A 15,788-nucleotide genomic window follows, 5' to 3' on the forward strand; every position below is an offset into this window, starting at 1 on the left:
GCAAAAGCCGGTAGACTGCCGCCCCCACCGAACACGGACCTCGGATCAACGCCGCCATGGAACTGCACTTCAGCATCACCGCCGCCCATCTTCACACCTGGATGGCCGAACGGCTCGAGCAGGAATTGCTCAAGCAGGATCAGCAGCAAGCGCGGGCCATGGCCACCTTTGCCCGTTGGCAAAGCCGCCTGGTCGGCCCGCTGATGTTCACCCTGTGCGTGGTCGGCGGCTTGCTGGCGATCTATTTCCCCGAACGACGCTTCACCCCGCAAAAGGTCATCACCCTGGGGCTGTTCGTGCTGCTGTTCATCCCGCTCTGGTGGCGTTTTTCCGGGCGCTGGATCAAGCACCTGCAAGCACGCATCGCCGCCAACCACGCCAAGCCCCGGGCACCGTTGCGCGGGCTCAATCAGCGGCTGATCGAAGCCCGCTTGCGGGCGCCACTGAAATCGCTTGAAAGCACCTATTGCCTGCGCTTCGACGAGCAGGGCTTTAGCCTCGACAAAGCCGGTGCCGGCACCAGCAGCCTGGCCTGGGAGCAGATCGCGCAGGTGCTGGAAACGCCTTACTGCTACCTCGTGGCCAGCGCGCCGATGGTGAGCCAGGGCCAGTCCTTGGTGATTGTCAAAGACAGCGAGCTGATGCCGCCTGAGCAATACCAGCAAGGCTTGCGTGCGTTCCTCGGCCACTGCCCGGTGGCGCCCTCGACAATCGTTGAGGCCACCGGGCACACCGATCAGGGTACGGACATCACTGATAGCGAGCCGGCCAGCAGGAACATCGGCACGAACGACAGCACCGTGGACACCGCCACGACGAACGCCATCAGCCGATGATCGCCACCATACTGGGTTGCCAGCACATATGAATTGCTCGCACAGGGCGCCACCGAGTACAGCAGCACCAGCGTGGCGACCAAGGGCGGCACGGGCCAGGCGCTGATCAGCGCATAGGCCAGCAGCGGGAACAGCCCCAGGCGGATGCTGGCAGTGAGCAAGCCGGTCTTGCACAAGCGGGCAAACTCGCCGCTGGGTATCTGCAAGGCCGCCCCGACGCAGATCAGGCTCAACGGCAAGGCCGGTGCACCCAGTGCGCTCAGCGGCTGGGCAAGCGCTTGCGGCAGCAGCACGCCGCTCAGGTTGAGGGCAAGCCCCGCGCCACTGGCGAGGATCAGCGGGTTGAGGCAAACCTTCAGGACAATCCCCCACACCGAGCCGTCCCTGCTGCCGAACGCCAGCAATACCACGGTATTGGAAATCGCCACCATGTAGGCAACCACCACCGCTGCAACGCCGTAGTCCTCGGGCGTGAGCAACTGCGAGGCCACCGACAGGAAGATGAAACTGTTGAAGCGCACCGAGCCCTGCATGATCGAGGTGAAGGTTGCATGCACCACGCGCAGGTAGCGACAGCCAAGCAGTACGCCCAAGGTAATCACCAGGGTGACCGCACCGAGGATCAGCACCGTCGATTTGGCCGTGCTGCCCATGGCGCCGGCGGTGGCGATGGTATGCACCAGGTACGCCGGAAAGAACAGCCAGTGGGTGAGCTTCTCGGCGCCCTTCCAGAAGCCGCTGTCCAGCCACTCGCCACGCCTGAGCACGACACCGATCAGGATCAATATGAATGACGGCGCAATGGCCGCCAGTGCTGTTGCTGCATGCATGATGCTCAGGTTTCCTTGCAATGATTGATAAAGCCCGGGGCGCTGGCATTGGCCAGCAGCCCGACCGCCACCAGCGCTTCGTTTGCCAGCGCCGGGGCAAAACGCACCCCCGAGCCGGAAGCACCGACCAACGCACAGGCGCCAGGCCCCCCGGGCAGGCACACGACCCTGGGTTCGCCATCGGCGCAGTAGCTGTCAAATGCCGCGCGCGCGCGCAGCGAACGGATGGGCAGGCCGGGCAGCTCTTGTTGGAGAATGCTCTGCGCTTCACGCGCTTCGTCGGGCAAGGCGTCGACGCGACCGTCAGCGACAGCGCGCCAGTCGGCAGAGGTGATGCTTAACAGCCAGCCATCGCGGCGCTGGTTGGGCATCACAAAGGCCTTGCGCGCTGGCATGTAGATGACCCCTTGCGTTGGGTCCGGTAGCTGTGCAGCGTGCAGGTCGAACGCCACGATCTTCTTGATCAGGCTGCCCGGGATTGCCCCCAGCAACGCGTTGCTGCGGGCACCGCTGGCGAAGATCACGCGCCGCGCCGTCACCGCGCCGGCGCTGGTCTGCAGGCACCAGGCACGGCCATCGCCGTCCAGGCGCTCAACCCGGGCGGCAAGCCGGGTCAGGCGACCCTCGCCAGGTGCCAGGTAAGCGCTCACCAAGCCCGGAACATCGATGACAAAGGCATGCCCGGCCTGGAACAAGGCCGGCTTGGCCGAGGCGCCGCGGTACTGGTGCATGAGCGCTGCCAGGCGGCCTTCGAGTGGCTTGGCGTCGAACAACAGCGGCCTTTGCCCCTCGCTGGCGACAAAGCTGAACGCAACCTTGGCGACCCCCGGCCAGCGCTGGCTCAGTGCCTGGTAATGGTCGAAGGCCAGCTCCGAGCGCCGGCGCCGGCTGCCCGCGCCGCAAAACGGCGTCACCAGGCCCGCCGACAGCGCCGAGGCACTGGCGCGCTGGCCGTCATCGACCAGCATCAGTGACAAACCGGGCAAGCACTGGCGTACCCGGGCCACCAGGGTCGCGCCGACAATGCCGGCGCCGACCACCACCAGGTCAGCCTGCATGGACATTCCACCAAACGGTGCTGATGACCAGCGGTTGCACACCATCATTGTGAATCTGGTGCTGGTGATGCGGCTCGAACAGCAGCACATCGCCCTGCTCGACCCGCAGCGTGCTGCCCTGGTATTCCAGCACCCCGCCGCCGTTGGCGATCATCCAGCATTCGCGTACTGCGTGCTTGTCCGGGCGCGAGGTGCACTGGGGCGCCACGGTAAACAGCCCGCCCCTGAACGGCGTGACCCCTGCGCCCAGGCCGGCGAAGTCCGCCTGGCGCAGCACCACGCCCGGTACATGCGACTCGGCGGGCAGTGGCTTGACCTTGGGATTGGCAGTGCTATTCATGCTTTTACCTCCCGAATGGAGCGTGACAGTTGCTTGAGGATCGCCTCGCGATCCTGGTCCAGTGCCGGTGCGGCGCGACGCTTGCGTGGGTCAGGCGCGTCAGAAATCTTGATCGGCGAACCCACCAGGCGGTAGCGCCCCACTTGCGGGTCGTCGATGTCGATGAGCATGTTGCGCTCGGCCACCTGCGGATGGGCGACGGCCTGGTCGACGCGGTTGATCGGCCCGGCGGGCAGCCCGGCCGCAGCGAAGTGCTCGGTCCAGGCGCTGACCGGTTTTGCCGCCAGGGCGGCATTGAGCGTCTGTGCCAGCAGTGCCTCGTTGTCCTTGCGTGCTTCGGCGCTCGAGAAGCGCGGATCGAGCAGCATGTCCGGGCGCTCAATGGCCTCGCACAGCACGGCAAACAGCTTGTCGTTGCCGGCCGCGATGATCAGCCCGCCATCGAGCGCCTGGTACACGCCAAACGGTGGGGCGATCGCCGGCCGGTAGCTGCCCACCGGCCCGGTCACCTCGCCAGTGGCGAAATAGCGCCCGATGAAGTATTCCATCAGGGCCAGCTGGCAATCGAACATGGCGATATCGACCTTCGCGCCATGCCCGCTGTGCTGGCGCTTGAGCAAGGCCATCAGCAGCCCGCAGGTAAGAAACAGGCCAGCGCTGATATCGCCGATCGACACCCCGACGCGCACCGGGGTGCGTCCTGGTTCACCGGTGACGCTCATGATCCCGCCCATGCCCTGGACGATCATGTCGTAGGCGCGCCGCTGGGATGACGAACCGGTGTGCCCGAACCCCGAGGCGGCGCCGTAGATCAGCCGCGGGTAGCGCGCATGCAGGGTATCCCAGCCATAACCGAGCTTTTCCATGGTGCCTGGGCGAAAGTTCTCGGTCAGCACATCGGCGTGCTCCAGCAGGTCTTCGAAGATCTGCCGGTCTTCGGCCTTCTTCAGGTCCAGGGCGATGCTTTGCTTGCCGCGATTGAGCGACGAGAAATAGGCAGACTTATTGCCAAACCACGGGCCATAGGCGCGGGCGTCGTCGCCCTTGCCCGGCTGCTCGACCTTGATGACCCGCGCCCCATGGTCGGCCAGCAGCATGGTACAGAACGGGCCCGCCAGTACCCGGGTCAGGTCGACGATGAGCAATCCTTCAAGGGCAGGTTTCATGAGCTGGCCTCCAGTTGGCCGTTGGCGACGGCTCGGGTTGCAGCGCGGCGTTGCTGCTTGAACGCCTGCACGCTGACCTCACCCGGCTGCCCTAGCCTGTGCCAGATCGACTGCGCCAGCGTCGGCAGCAACGGACAGGCCAGCACCGCCAGGCCCTTGAGCCACCAGTACCGACTGTTGTCGTCAGCCAGGCTGGCGAACAGCGCCTCCCAGCCGGCGATGCTGCGGCTCACCGCCTGCGGATCGAAGCTGGCGAAAGTCAGGGCCTGGGCCTGCTCGGCGTAGGCTGCATCGAATGCAGCCATCACCGGCGCATCGACCGCCGCAGCCTTGGCGGCACCGCCGAGTGCCGTGTTCACCTGCTCGATCAGGCCCGCGTAGCGGCCATTGAGGAACTGCTCGAAGTCTTGCCGGGTGAAATCCGTGCGCTGGTGAATCGGGCTGGTGCTAGCCAGGAAGTACCTTAGGGCATCGCAAGGTACCCGCCCTTCGCGGGCCATGTCCTCGACCCACACCGCCCAGCCGAGGCTGGTGGAAAACTTGCGCCCCTCCAGCGTGTAGAAGTGGTTGATGAGAAAGTGCTCGAACGGCTTGGAAAGGCCGTCAGCCATGGCCATCGCCTGGATGCTGACCAGGTGCGAAACACTGTTGTCGATGCCAAAACCATTGACCGTGATGACCGGCGAGTCGCGATCGAACGGGTTTTGCGCCAGGCCCGTCGCCCGGGCAAAGCAGTCGCCGACAAAACGCACCGCGCCAAACAGCAGGCCATGGCCAAACAGCGTCCGCGCCTGGCCGTCCAGCTGATAGGGCAAGCCCCATCCGGCATGGTTGGTGACCCGTACCCGGGCTGGCAGCCGGCTTAGATGGCGCCGGGCGATGTCGATGAATGGGTCTGGGGTCTGGGTGGCCTGCAACTGCGCGAGCAGCGCCTGCGGCTCGCGGATCTGGAAGAACAGGTTGTCCAGTGCCCGCGCGGGCACCTCTTCGCCCCAGCGTGCACGTGGCGCGCGCACCTGGTCCGGCTCGAAATGTGCGCCGCAGTCTTCACAGAAGAACCCGGAAATGGCCTGATCGCACTGCGGGCAGTGCCCGGTCAGAAAGCTGCCACTGACAAACGTCTGCCTGGCGGTGGACCACGGCATTTGTTCTTCGACGCAGCTCACCTGGCCCTGGGCGCTCAAGCGATCGACCAGGTCGACATGCGCGGCCAGGTATTGCTCGCGGTGCTCGGGGTCGAGCGGATCGACGAACAGATCGACCTGGATGTTCATGTAGGCCAGGTCGTTGATGATCCCTGCGCAGCTTTCCTGGGCCAGCGACGCGGGATCGACGTCCGCCTGCTGGGCGCGCAGCGGAATGTAGGAGTCGAAGGGGTCGCTGGCGCAGACGATGCTGGCCCGGTGGCCTTCGCGGCGCAGGTGGCGCGCCAATATGTCCAGGTTCAGGTACGGGCCGGCGATGTGGCCAAGGTGCAGCCGGCCGTTCGGCGCCGGCATCGCCGGTACCAGCAGGTATTGTTTTGCCGTGACCTCAGACATGTGACGCCTCCCGTTGCTGAGCAATGTCCACCTTGACTTCGCTGGCCAACTGCCCGAGCACCGCGTGGATATCGTCCTCCAAGGCGCACTGGGCAATCAGATAGGCAATTTCGTAGGCCTTGAAGCGCTCGGCGGGCAAGGCCATTTGCGCGCCCTCGCCGGCCACCACCTGAAGAAAGCGCATCTCGCTGCGTTTCCACAGGCGTTCGTAGCCTTCGACCCGGGTCACCTGGCCGGTGCGCGGCGGCATGATCACCCGTTGCCCGGCGCGGGTAGCGGCGCTGGCGATGCGATCCACGCAGCCGTCCGGGATCACCCCGCACGCCAGTTGCAGCACGGCCTGATACGGGGAGTAGCCCAGCAGGCTGTTGGGCAGCAGGTGCGAGTTGATGAACTCGCCGCCCAGGCGACCGCCGATCTCGAGGATCTTCGGCCCTTGGGCGGTGACCATCAGGTCGACATGAAAGCCGCACCAGTCAATGCCGGTGGCCGCGACCGCCGCGCGAACCATGGCGCAGATACGTTCCTGCAGCGCGCCGTCGAGCTGCGAAGGTGTGGTGTTTTCGTACTGGATCGGGATCGAGCGGTCGAATGTCTTGTCGATGATTGCGTTGATCACCACCCGGCCGTCGGCGACCAGCCCCGACACCGAGTGCTCGCTGCCGACCAGTTGTTCCTCAAGCAGCGCATGCTCGCCATACAGCGCGTACATCTCGCCTTTGTCCGCAGTGTTGTAGGCACGGAAGGCGCGGTACACCTGCAGCGCATCGCAGCCTTGGTCGAGCACAAAGATGCCGCGGCTGCCCGAGTTGCCGGCAGGCTTGAGCAAGGCTGGCAGGCCGACGCTTTGCAGGCCGTCAAGGAACGCCTGTTCGTCGCTGACCACGGCGTAACGGGGGTTGGCGTTGGCCACCGCGTCCAGGCAGCGGCGCGTACGCGCCTTGTCACGCACATTGGCAGCGGCCTCGGCCGAGCTCCCCACCAGGCCCAGGCGCTGGCTCAGGCGGCTGGCCAGTTCGACCTCCAGGTCCTTCCAGGCAACGATGCCTGAGAGCGTGATGCGCTGCTCGTCGAGGTAGCCAAGAATCGCCTCCTGAGCGGCGTCATAGTCGCCCAGGCGAGTGGCGATCAGCCCTGCGCAACCCATGGACTTGAACACCTCTGGCGTGGGCGTGGCGACCAGCACTTTGAAGCCAAGCGCATGGCCCGCGGCGATTTCGGCGATCCTTTCGCCGGCCAGGGCACGGGTGTCGAGGTAGAGGATGTAAGGTGCTTCAGACATGATGTGGTCCTTCATTCAGTCAGTTGTTGGTCTTGCATCAGGAACGTCGGCGGCGCCGCTTCTGCGCCCCACTCGACCAGCCCCGGCGGCGTGCCGACGTCGTAGTGCGGCTTGCCGAGCACGGCATTGGCGATCTTGGCGCTGCGCCAGGCGGCCAGGCTCAGGTTCGGGTCGGCGATGCCGCGCAAGTGACGCGCGGCGTTCTGGAAGAACAGCCGTGGGTGGTCGGCCCGCGACCATTTCACCGAATAGTCTGCGCTGAGCTCGGGCAGGCCATTTTTTGTCGCCATCTCGAAACGCAGCGGCTGCAGCGCTGCCGGCATCTGAAACTCGGAGCCGGTCGCCAGCAGCACCAGGTCGGCACCCAGGTTGCGCGTGCCGGAGGCATTGCCGATACGCAGCGCCAGCCCGTCGTCGACCGTGCGCAGCGACTCCAGGGTGGACCCGGGCAGCAGCCGGCAGAATTGATTGCGCCCCTCGATGTAGGTCACCTCGTAAAGGCGCCGGTAGATGCTTTCGAGCAAGGCCTGGACCACCCCGTCACTGGCCATGTGCTGCTGGGCGAGTGCGCCTTGCCGTTGCTCGGCGGGCAAGCCGAAAAAGTGATCGCTGTAGCCGGGGACAAACCACTCATTGACAAAGGGCGAGTCGTCCATCGGCAAAAAGTTGCTGCGCCGGCTGATCCACACCAGCGACGCCGGTGCGCTCGCTTCTGGCAGGTTGAGCATCATCTGCATCAGTTCCGCCCCGCTCTGGCCGCCACCGATGACCACCACGCGCTTCCCGCTCACCTGCGGGGCCTTGACCACGAACTGTGAGGAATGCATCACCGCCGGCCCCAGGCAGGCTTGCGCACACTTGGGAATGAACGGCCGCTGGCCGGCACCGACCACCAGGTTGGCGGTCCTCGCCGTGCCCTTGGCGTGGTTGATCACCCACTCGTTGCCATCCCTGGACACCCGCAGCACCTCACTGTCGAACGTCAGGTTGTGCAGCGACCGGCAGACCCAGACCATGTACTGCTCGAACTCCTTGCGGCGCACCGTGGGAAAGCGCGCGTTAAGGAACGAGTAGAACCGCTCGGTATTCTTCAGGAACGCGATGAACGAATACGGGCTGCAAGGATCAGCCGGGGTTACCAGGTCCTTGAGAAAGCTGGTGGTCAGCGAAGAGTTCACATGCATCATGCCCTCGTGCCAGCGAAAGTCGGCACGGCGCTCGAAGAACATGCTCTTGAAGCCTTTGCAAGGCTCCAGCAACGCCGCCAGGCTCAGGTTGGCCGGGCCGATGCCCAGGCCGATGACGTCGAAGCGCTCGCCGTGACGCGACACGCCCTTGGCGCCTACCGACGGGATTTCATAGGTATTCATGGATAACACACTCCCTGCATGCTTCAGGAAACCGCAGCGCGCCCGGGCGGGCTCAGCGCTGGCTTGATTGCATCGGTTGCGAGCCCGTGGTGACACCGGCCTCGGTCGCCATCCTTGCCAACTGCCGCCCGCACTGTACGGCCGTGGCAATGCCGCTGCCGCAGTAACCACCGCCCCAGGACACCGGGCCGCTGGCCCCCAGGCGCGGCAGGCCGTTGTCGGTAAAGCCGAGGCTGCCCGACCACACCCTGGCCACCGGGATTGCCGCCAGTGACGGGAAATAGCCCGCCAGCCGCGCCTGCAAGGCGGCGACCACGGCCTGGGGGCTGGCATCCAGCGGTACCAGGCCCAGGCGACTGCCGAACAACAAGCGGCCGTGGTGCACGCGAAAGTAATCCTTGTCGGCGGTGGCGGTGCCATAGACGCGGGCACGCCGGGATATCAGCTGCAAATCCCGCGCTCCGAGCACCTGGCTTTCGCACAGGTGGGTCTGGAACATCGTCAGCGGTTGCAACGCAGCCTCTGTGCAGAGGCCCCAGGCTTCCTCGCTGGCGATCAGTACCCGCGCCGCGTTGACCCGCGCCGCAGGCAACTGCAGGTTGACCGAGTCTGCCTGCGGATCGAGCGCAAGCACCGGGCTTGAGTAGTCGATGCGCACGCCAAGGGCCTGGGCGTGATTGCGCATGGCAAGCAGCAGCCCGGCGGGATCAATCAAGGCAAAGTGCTCATTGAGCAGCCCCGCCACCACCCCTTGCGCAGCGGTTTGTGCACTGACCTGACGGGCGTCCAGCCAATGCACACCGCCGCCAAACAGCGTGCTCGCCTCGGCATGACGCTGCTTGAGCGTGCGCGCCGCATCATCATCCATTGCCAGGGTAATGTGCCCGGGCTGACGCCACTGGCAGTCGTATTCGAAGGTGTCGATCTGGCGCTTGAGTTCGCTGATCGGCTCCAGCACCGCGCGCAGGCGCTGCTGCGCATCGGCGCCTTGGGAGCCTTGCGCGTCGCGATTGGGCAAGGCCGGGGGCATGGCCGCCACCGAGCCGAAATTGAAGGCGCTGGCATTGCCCGCCCATTCGCCGCGTTCGAAGACGCGTACGCCAAAACCCCGGCCAGCCAGCTCGATTGCCGCACTCAAGCCACAGTAGCCGGCGCCGATGATGGCCATTTCGCAGGCCAGCGCCTTCATGCCTCACCCCGTACGAGCGCTTGCGTAGCTTGTTGTGCTCCTTGCTCGACGAACCGGCGGTATTGGGCCTCGAAGAAAAACTCCGACTGCCCCTGCGGCGGTTGCAGTTGATCGAGCCAGCAGGCGGTCTCGCTGTACCTGGCCAGGAACGGCTTGCCCAGCCAGCGGGTATCGCGCGCCTGAATGAACTTCAGCAGGAAATAGCGTTGCCCTTGCAGGTCGAGGGTTCCGCTGACCTCGACCTTGCCCGGCCCGGCGCTCATCGAGGGGCCCCGCGCGGTTTTCGCCAGGCCCGAGACGGATTCGATGGCCTCGTTGTAAATCGACAGGGCCCGCGCCAGGGGCACCTGGAAGTAGTCCTGCGGGCCGGTATCGCGCTCCACGAACATATAGTAGGGCACGATGCCCAGGCGCACTTGCTGCTCCCAGTTGCGTTTCCAGGTGCTGGCACTGTCGTTGATGTGCCTGAGTACCGGCCCCTGGGCACGGATCACGATGCCCAGTTGCTGCAAGGCAGACACTGCTTCCTCGGCGACTGGCGTGGTCAGTTCCCGCCAATGGTTCAAATGGGCCATGAGCGCGACGTTCTTGCCGCTGTCCACCAGGCGGCGCAACAGCGCCATCAGCTGCGGCGTATCGGTGTCGCTGACGAAACGGTACGGCCAGTAGCTCAGTGCCTTGGTGCCGATCCTGATGGTGGTGACATGGCTCAGCGCCGGTTGCAGAAACGGTTCCAGGTAGCGCGTCAGGTGCGCGGCCGTCATCACCATGGGGTCGCCGCCGGTGAACAGCACGTCGGTCACCTCAGGGTGGCGCGCCAGGTAGCGGTGCAACTGTTCGCCATCGTTTGAAGCAAACTTCAGCGACTTGTCGCCAATGAACTGCGGCCAGCGAAAACAGAAAGTGCAGTAACTGTGACAGGTCTGACCGTGGCTGGGAAAGAACAGCACCGTTTGCGCGTACTTGTGCTGCACCCCTTGCAGCAGTTGCCCATCCAGGGAAGGCGCGTTCAACTGCTGGTGCGCCGGGTGCGGGTTCATGCCGTCGCGCACGCGCTGGATGAGCGCGTTAAGTTGCTGTTCACCGACCTCGTTGCGTACGCAATACGCCAGTTGTTCGAGGTCTTCGGCGTCAAGCATTTGCGCCTGGGGAAAGGTCAGGCGAAAGATCGGATCGTTTGGCACATCCGTCCAGTCGATCAGTTTGTTGACCACGTAATCGTTGACTTTGAACGGCAGTACACGTGCCACCAGGCTGATGGATTCCATCAGGTGGGGCGCATGCCTGACCAGTTGCGGGATCTGCCCGAGGCGCTGGTGGCTGAATACACGCATGGGCGGCGACGCCAACTGCGTTCGACGTGCACTAGTGCTCACGTTACAGGTGTTACTTGCTGAAACTTTCGTAATCAGGTTATCCATAACCACTTCCGACCTCAGATTATTAAATATTGTATTGAGTCAGTTTTCAGACGAAGGAAACCGCCACCGAAACTTCAGGGTCTCGGTGTTTCACACGTTGTTATTCAGATGCACGCAAGGACGTTGATACGCGGCAGGCGCCGCAGTTCAATTACCTGTCAGGCGCAGCGTAGTGACGCTCAAGTTGATCAAACATCGTCTTGTTCACCAGGCGCTGGCGCTCGGCGAACGGCACCACCAGCGACGGATCTTCGTCCAGGCGGCCGTCGCGCAGCAGCGTAGCCAAGGCGCGTTGCATGCCCAGTGAGGCGCTCTGCAGGCCGGCATTGGCGTAGAGCACGATGCCGTAGCCGAGCGCTGCCAGCTCATCGCGGCTCAAGGTCGGGGTCTTGCCACCGATGACGATGTTGATCAGGTTCGGCGTGCTGAACAGCGCCGGCAGGCGCCTGATGTCCTCGAGGCTTTCGGTGGCCTCGATGAACAGGATATCGGCACCCGCCTGCACATAACGGTGGGCGCGCTCGATGGCCGCCTCCATGCCTTCTACCGCGCAGGCATCGGTGCGGGCGATGATCAGCAGGTTCGGGTCCTGGCGGGCATCGACCGCCGCCTTGAGCTTGCCGACCATCTCGGCGCAACTGATCACTTCCTTGCCATTGAAATGCCCGCACTTCTTCGGCAGCACCTGGTCCTCGAACTGGATGGCATCTGCCCCGCTGCGCTCCAGCACCCGTACCGAGTGGCGCACGTTCAGGGCATTGCCGAAGCCGGTGTCGGCATCGACGATCAGCGCCAAGTCGGTGGTATCGCGAACCCGGGCGGCATGGGCAGCCATCTCGTCCAGCCCGACGAAACCAAGGTCCGGCAGGCCGAGCGCCATGTTGGTCACCCCTGCGCCGCTCAGGTACAAGGCCTGAAAACCGATATCGGCAGCGATCCGTGCGCTCAGGGCATTGAATACACCGGCGACCAGCAGCCCCTGGCGGGCTTCGACCTGGCGACGAAAAGCGGCTCTGCGCTGCAAGCTTGAAAGGCTCATGGAAACTCCTTATGGATTGAACTTGAACAGTTTCTTCGGGGTTTGGCACACCACGTCGTGGCGCTCGAGCGGGTCAGGCACCCAGTCGGCCAGCGCCGACTTCGCCGCGGCGTAATCGACCCATTGGCGGTGCTGGGTATGAGGCCAGTCACTGCCCCAGAGCAGCCGCTCACTGGTAAAGGCCTGCATCAAAAGCCGCGTGGCCCGTCGCCCAAAGGCCCGGCCGCCGGGGTCGGCAGCCGGCTGCGCACAGCGATAGGCAGCCGACAACTTGACCCACAGCCGGGCGCTGTCGCCCTGGCGCAGCAAATACTCAAAGCCCGGGTCGGCCTCGGCCTGGCGTGGGTCCGGGCGGCCAAAGTGGTCGACCACTACCTTGCAGCCGCTGGCCAGCAGTACGCTGAGCAGGCCCGGCAGGTCCTGGGCCTGGCACTGCACCTCGACGTGCCAGTCCAGGGCCTTGATGCGTGCCAGAAAACCTTGCCACAGCAGGCTGCGCAGCGCCGGCAGGGGGACACCGATCAGGTTCAGCCGGACGCCGACCACACCCTGCAGCGCCAGCGCTTGCAACTGTGGCTCGTCGATATCCGGCGCGACCACCACCACGCCACGAAAGCGCGACGGATAGCGTTCGAGCGCGGCCAGCAGAAAGGTATTGTCGGTGCCAAGAAAACTCGGCTGTACCAACACGCCATGGGAAATCCGGTTGGCTGCCAGGTGGCGGGCGTAATCATCCACGCAGGCGTTGTAGTCCGGCGTGTGTCGCCGCTCTGGAGCAAGGCGCAAGCCCTGGACGAAAACGTGAGCGTGGCTGTCTATCGCGCTGATCACCGCTGCGCCTTGTGCGCACCAACGATCGGCAAACCCTTCGGCGGTGTGTGCCTGGCTGATCGTCCTTTCGCCATCCTGGGTCATTGCGCTTCCTTGTTATTGCCTGGCGGTCTGCAAGGCTTTATTGGATCCGATCCTTGGTGCCATCCTATGAAAATCTTGGATTGATATCTATTATGTCAACGATCAATATTCATACCGTGGGCTTATGGAAAACCGTCACCTGCGTTACTTCCTGGCAATCGCCGACACCGGCAGCATCACCCGCGCCGCAGAACACCTGGGGATTGCCCAGCCGGCGTTGAGCCAGGCCCTGGTGCGGATGGAAAACGAGCTGGGGGTCAAGCTGTTCGAGCGGTCGCGGCGCGGCGCCGTGCTGACCCCTGCGGCTACCGCGATCATCGATGACATCCGCGTCAGCCTGGCCAGGATTGACGCCGCCACCCAGCGTGCCCGCGCCATCGGCGCCAAACGGGCCGGCCGGCTGATCATCGGCTTCGTCTCCACGGCATTGTTCGGCGCCCTGCCCCGGGCACTGGACCGCATGCAGGCAAACTACCCGGGTGTAGAAGTGGTGCTGCGCGAGATGAGCAACGCCGAGCAGGGCCTGGCCCTGCAACGGGGCGAGATCGATATCGGCCTGCTGCACACGCCGGTGTCGATCCAGGGCAACATGCGCGAGAAGCTCATCAGCCAGGACCCGCTGATTGCCGTGCTACCCAGTGGCTACGCGCTGGGCGAAGACGGCAAGGTGGGCATGGAGCAACTGGCCGCCACCGGGCTGGTATGGTTTCCCGAACAGCAGTTGCCGTTGATTCGCAATGCCATTGTCGGCACGTTTCGCCGCCTCGGGTACCCGATCGAGATTATCCAGGAGGCCAACCGCACCCTGACGGTCGTCGCCTACGTTGCCGCCGGCCGGGGGGTTTCGCTGTTGCCGGCAACGGTGCAGGCCCTGCAATTCGAAGGCATGAAGTACAGCGAGATCCGCGATGGCGCCGACTTGCCGCACTTCGAGCTCAGTGCCATCTGGCCTGCCCAGTCCAAGCCGACCATGGCCGACCGCTTCGCCGAGCTGTTGTTTGCCCGCTAAGCGCTGGCAGGTGAAACCAGGTTCCCCCCCTTCACTGCGCTTTACGAATCGTGGCCAGGGCTTTTTCCAGCAGTTTCATATCCGGCGGATTCTGTTGCCCGCCTTTGGAGCCCAGCCAGCGCTGTACCGGATTGTTGCGGCCATGGGTAAGCAGCTTGCCCTCCCCGCTTATCTCGCTGGCCATGAGCGCGCGTTTGAACAGCTTGCCTTGCGCATCGGTTACCCGACAGGTCAGAAGCTGATGCTTTTCGAGAAAAACCAGCAACGCTGTCAGGCCGGCTTCGACACTATCCCTGAGCTCAGGCTCATGGCTATAAGCCTCAAGAATCTGATCGATATCCCATACTGCGTAGTCTTCGCTCATTCAGTCCCTCACCATCGCCTTGAGCAGCGCATCATTCAAATACGCCACGTTTAACCGCGTCCACGGATTCACCCGGGCCTGCTCGGGCGAAAAGATATGCCCGGGGGCAATCATGAAGCCCTTGGGCAATAGCTGGCGGGTCAGCTCTTTGGCATCCTCGACCCCAGGAAACCGCGCCCACAGGTACAGGCTCTGCTCTGGCCGCACGAACACCTCGGCGCCGATCTCGTCGAGCATCTGCAGGCCCGCCGTGGTGGCGGCTTTCAGGCGCTCCTGCAGGCGGATCAGGTGGCGCAGAAAATGCCCTTCGGTGAGGATCACGTCAACGGTGCGCTCGCACAGCTCCGAGCTGCTGGTGTGCAGGAGCATCTTCAGGTCGCCCAGCTCGTCGATAACCTCCTTGCTGCCGGCAATGAAGCCGACCCGCAGCGCCGCCGACACCGACTTGGAGAAACTGCCGACATACAGCGAGCGCTGCAACTGGTCGAGCGCCGAGACCTTGATCGCCGAGGCCGGTTTGAAATCGGCCAGGGCGTCGTCGTCCACCAGGATGAACTGATGTTCTGCGGCCAGTTGCACCAACCGATGGGCCTTGCTTGGGGAAATGTCCGAGCCGGTCGGGTTGTGGCCCACCGACTGAATGAAAAACAGCTTGGGCCTGTGCTCGCGCAGGTGCTGCTCCAGCACCTCGATGTCCGGGCCATCCGCTAAACGCGGCACCGCGAGCATCCGCGCACCTTGCAGTTGCAGCTTGCCGAATAGCGGGTAATAGCCCGGGTCTTCGACCAGCACGCTGTCGCCCGGGGCGACGAAGCGGCGGATAATCAGGTCCAGGGCATGGTTGGCGCCATGGGTGGTGACGATTTGCCGGGGGCTGGCGCTGATTGCATAACTGGCGAGCTTCTGCACCAGGTGCTGGCGCAGGCTGGCGTTGCCCAGGCGGTTGCCATAGCGGAACAGCGTGGTCACCCCGGTGCGCATGATCTGCCGGGTGAACTTGTCCAGGCGCATGTCCATTAGCCACTCGACCGGCGGGAAGCCCTCGCCCAGCGGTGAGTGGCCGGGCTCGCGGACGAACTGCTGACGCATCAGCCAGATGGTGTCCATCGCCCGCTCGTAGGGCATCGGTTCTTCGGCTTCGTGGCCGTTGGGTGCGCCTTGCTTGACGAAAAAGCCCTGCCCGTGGCGAGCCTCGACCAGCCCCTGGGCAGCCAGCGCTTCATAGGCGTTGATCACCGTGTTTTTCGAATGGCCGAACAGGCGCATGCACTCGCGCAGCGACGGCAAGCGTTCGCCAACCCGGTAGGTGCCATTGCCGATCTGCCCGGCCAGGGATGCCGCCAGTTGTTCTGCGAGTGTCAGCCGCGCCATCGTCAGGTGTCCTGAATGCCTTTTATCCACCGAGGGTACAGCTTGGGTACTGTCTGT

General features: G+C 64.3%; 15 protein-coding genes. 2 read left to right on the top strand and 13 right to left on the bottom strand.

Annotation, left to right across the window (positions count from 1 at the left end; genetic code table 11):
* The first annotated feature begins 56 nt into the window (after positions 1 to 56).
* Positions 57 to 836 carry a YcxB family protein gene (locus JYG36_RS14500; RefSeq protein WP_249744353.1) on the top strand — a complete coding sequence of 260 codons (780 nt, stop codon included), beginning with the start codon at positions 57 to 59 and terminating at the stop codon, positions 834 to 836.
* Here JYG36_RS14500 and JYG36_RS14505 read toward each other — a convergent pair.
* The 11 genes from JYG36_RS14505 to JYG36_RS14555 form a co-directional block, all read right to left on the bottom strand.
* Entirely contained in the window at positions 737 to 1,666 is a 930-nt protein-coding gene (locus tag JYG36_RS14505) for an AEC family transporter (RefSeq protein ID WP_213601299.1), read from the bottom strand. The genes JYG36_RS14500 and JYG36_RS14505 overlap by 100 nt on opposite strands.
* 5 nt (positions 1,667 to 1,671) lie before the next feature.
* The gene (locus tag JYG36_RS14510; RefSeq protein WP_176794259.1) at positions 1,672 to 2,724 is read right to left on the bottom strand and encodes an NAD(P)/FAD-dependent oxidoreductase; all 1,053 of its coding nucleotides are present in this window, start codon (positions 2,722 to 2,724) and stop codon (positions 1,672 to 1,674) included.
* Complete coding sequence (locus JYG36_RS14515) at positions 2,714 to 3,064, bottom strand: cupin domain-containing protein (RefSeq protein WP_093383062.1); 351 nt, start codon at positions 3,062 to 3,064, stop codon at positions 2,714 to 2,716. The genes JYG36_RS14510 and JYG36_RS14515 overlap by 11 nt, the downstream gene beginning before the upstream one ends.
* The gene (locus JYG36_RS14520) at positions 3,061 to 4,230 is read right to left on the bottom strand and encodes a CaiB/BaiF CoA transferase family protein (protein ID WP_045198930.1); all 1,170 of its coding nucleotides are present in this window, start codon (positions 4,228 to 4,230) and stop codon (positions 3,061 to 3,063) included. The genes JYG36_RS14515 and JYG36_RS14520 overlap by 4 nt, the downstream gene beginning before the upstream one ends.
* Positions 4,227 to 5,771, bottom strand: coding sequence for a methionine--tRNA ligase (locus JYG36_RS14525; RefSeq protein WP_213601300.1), 1,545 nt, complete (start codon positions 5,769 to 5,771; stop codon positions 4,227 to 4,229). Before JYG36_RS14525 ends, JYG36_RS14520 begins: the two co-directional genes overlap by 4 nt.
* On the bottom strand, positions 5,764 to 7,053 hold the full coding sequence (locus JYG36_RS14530; protein WP_213601301.1) for an ATP-grasp domain-containing protein: 1,290 nt from the start codon (positions 7,051 to 7,053) through the stop codon (positions 5,764 to 5,766). Before JYG36_RS14530 ends, JYG36_RS14525 begins: the two co-directional genes overlap by 8 nt.
* An 11-nt stretch (positions 7,054 to 7,064) precedes the next feature.
* A complete protein-coding gene (locus JYG36_RS14535; RefSeq protein ID WP_213601303.1) occupies positions 7,065 to 8,423 on the bottom strand; it encodes a lysine N(6)-hydroxylase/L-ornithine N(5)-oxygenase family protein in 1,359 nt (452 codons plus the stop codon).
* A 52-nt stretch (positions 8,424 to 8,475) separates the two neighbouring features.
* Positions 8,476 to 9,612 (bottom strand): NAD(P)/FAD-dependent oxidoreductase, encoded by a 1,137-nt coding sequence (locus JYG36_RS14540; RefSeq protein WP_213601305.1) that lies wholly within the window; start codon positions 9,610 to 9,612, stop codon positions 8,476 to 8,478.
* Positions 9,609 to 10,946, bottom strand: a complete 1,338-nt coding sequence (locus JYG36_RS14545; protein WP_213601307.1) for a KamA family radical SAM protein — start codon at positions 10,944 to 10,946, stop codon at positions 9,609 to 9,611. The genes JYG36_RS14540 and JYG36_RS14545 overlap by 4 nt, the downstream gene beginning before the upstream one ends.
* Positions 10,947 to 11,184: 238 nt before the next feature.
* Positions 11,185 to 12,072: an isocitrate lyase/PEP mutase family protein gene (locus JYG36_RS14550; RefSeq protein ID WP_045198924.1), complete on the bottom strand. Its 888-nt coding sequence runs from the start codon at positions 12,070 to 12,072 to the stop codon at positions 11,185 to 11,187.
* A gap of 9 nt (positions 12,073 to 12,081) precedes the next feature.
* Positions 12,082 to 12,987 (bottom strand): amidohydrolase family protein, encoded by a 906-nt coding sequence (locus JYG36_RS14555; RefSeq protein ID WP_213601309.1) that lies wholly within the window; start codon positions 12,985 to 12,987, stop codon positions 12,082 to 12,084.
* 124 nt (positions 12,988 to 13,111) lie between these two features.
* Between JYG36_RS14555 and JYG36_RS14560 the strand changes: the two genes are divergently transcribed.
* Positions 13,112 to 13,996 carry a LysR family transcriptional regulator gene (locus JYG36_RS14560; RefSeq protein ID WP_213601311.1) on the top strand — a complete coding sequence of 295 codons (885 nt, stop codon included), beginning with the start codon at positions 13,112 to 13,114 and terminating at the stop codon, positions 13,994 to 13,996.
* Positions 13,997 to 14,027: 31 nt separating this feature from the next.
* Here JYG36_RS14560 and JYG36_RS14565 read toward each other — a convergent pair whose 3' ends face one another.
* Positions 14,028 to 14,360 (bottom strand): hypothetical protein, encoded by a 333-nt coding sequence (locus JYG36_RS14565; RefSeq protein WP_213601313.1) that lies wholly within the window; start codon positions 14,358 to 14,360, stop codon positions 14,028 to 14,030.
* Complete coding sequence (locus JYG36_RS14570) at positions 14,361 to 15,731, bottom strand: aminotransferase-like domain-containing protein (protein ID WP_093383083.1); 1,371 nt, start codon at positions 15,729 to 15,731, stop codon at positions 14,361 to 14,363.
* Between the last annotated feature and the right edge of the window lie 57 nt (positions 15,732 to 15,788).

Source organism: Pseudomonas sp. SORT22, assembly GCF_018417635.1.
Classification (GTDB): Bacteria; Pseudomonadota; Gammaproteobacteria; order Pseudomonadales; family Pseudomonadaceae; genus Aquipseudomonas.